The sequence below is a fragment of the Roseomonas sp. CECT 9278 genome (genome assembly GCF_918698155.1).
Taxonomy (GTDB): domain Bacteria; phylum Pseudomonadota; class Alphaproteobacteria; order Acetobacterales; family Acetobacteraceae; genus Neoroseomonas.
This window is the reverse complement of record NZ_CAKKLX010000110.1, coordinates 1-1416: the sequence shown is the minus strand read 5'-3', so window position 1 is coordinate 1416 and position 1416 is coordinate 1. Positions and strand designations below refer to the sequence as shown.

Genomic DNA, 1416 nt, shown 5'->3' with positions numbered 1-1416 from the left:
GGTCGCGTCCCCAGTGGTGGTGTAGGACATCCAGAGCCTGGGGCGCGAAGCGAAGCCTGTGGCTGAGCGAAGCGGAGCGCCCCAGGCGGCCATCGCGGTGATCCCTGGCTAGGGTTGGGTTGCTGAGACCTGCAACCCCTGACCTTGGATCGACCACGATGACCGACGACAAGATCGCCCTGCGCGAGATGCTGGAAAAGGGCTCTGACGCCAGCTTCCTGCGCGAGATGATCGGCTTCGCCGCCCAGCGCCTGATGGAACTGGAAGTCGGCGATGTGACTGGCGCTGCCCATGGCGAACGCAGTCCGGACCGGCTGGTGCAGCGCAACGGCTACCGCGACCGCGACTGGCAGACCCGTGCGGGCACCGTCGAGTTGCGCATCCCCAAGCTGCGCAAGGGTAGCTACTTCCCCGCCTTCCTCGAGCCGCGCCGGACCGCCGAGAAGGCGCTGACGGCGGTGATCCAGGAGGCCTATGTCCAGGGCATCTCCACCCGCTCGGTGGACGACCTCGTCCGAGCCATGGGCATGGAGGGGATCAGCCGCAGCCAGGTCAGCCGCCTGTGCGCCGAGATCGACGATCGGGTGCGCGACTTCCTCGCCCGGCCGATCGAGGGCGACTGGCCCTATCTCTGGCTCGACGCCACCTACGTGAAGGTCCGCGAGGCCGGCCGCATCGTCCCCGTCGCCGTGACCATCGCGGTGGGTGTGAACGCCGACGGCCGGCGCGAGGTGCTCGGCATGGCCATCGGCAGTTCGGAGGCGGAACCCTTCTGGCTCGACTTCCTGCGCACCCTCCAGCGGCGCGGCCTGGCTGGCGTGAAGCTGGTCGTCTCCGACGCCCATGAGGGCTTGAAGGCGGCCGTGACGAAGGTGCTGCGCGCCACCTGGCAGCGCTGCCGCGTCCATTTCGCCCGCAATGCCTTGGCACACGCCGGCAAGGCGCAGCGGCGCATCGTCTCGGCCTGGATCGGCACCGCCTATGCCCAGGAGGATGCCGCGGCCGCGCACGCCCAGTGGCGCACCGTCGCCGACCAGCTGCGCCCCAAGGTGCCCAAGCTCGCCACCCTGATGGACGCAGCCGAGGAGGACGTGCTGGCCTACATGCACTTCCCCGCCGCGCACCGGACCAAACTGCACAGCACCAACCCGATCGAGCGGCTCAACGGCGAGATCAAGCGCCGCACCGATGTCGTCGGCATCTTTCCCAACGAGGCCGCCGTCATCCGCCTGGTCGGCGCCATTCTCCTCGAGCAGTCCGACGAATGGGCCACCCAGCGCGCCCGCTACATGACCCTGGAAACCATCGGCGCCGTCAGCGACACTCCCCATGTCAGCCTGTCCGCCGTGACAGCATGACACGGCGGCCCAACCCGCCAGCGATCATCGCTCCTACACCACGCGATGGGACACGACC

Annotated in this window: 1 protein-coding gene; it reads left to right on the top strand. The window is 68.9% G+C overall.

All coding sequences use genetic code 11. The annotated features are described in order from the left end of the window. Positions 1–158: 158 nt before the first annotated feature. Entirely contained in the window at positions 159–1358 is a 1200-nt protein-coding gene (locus LQ222_RS26160; protein WP_230169805.1) for an IS256 family transposase, read from the top strand. The last annotated feature ends 58 nt before the right edge of the window (positions 1359–1416 follow it).

Coding starts and splice junctions, on each gene's coding strand:
- LQ222_RS26160 (WP_230169805.1), top strand. CDS start 159: ATGACCGACGACAAGATCGCCCTGCGCGAGATGCTGGAAAAGGGCTCT.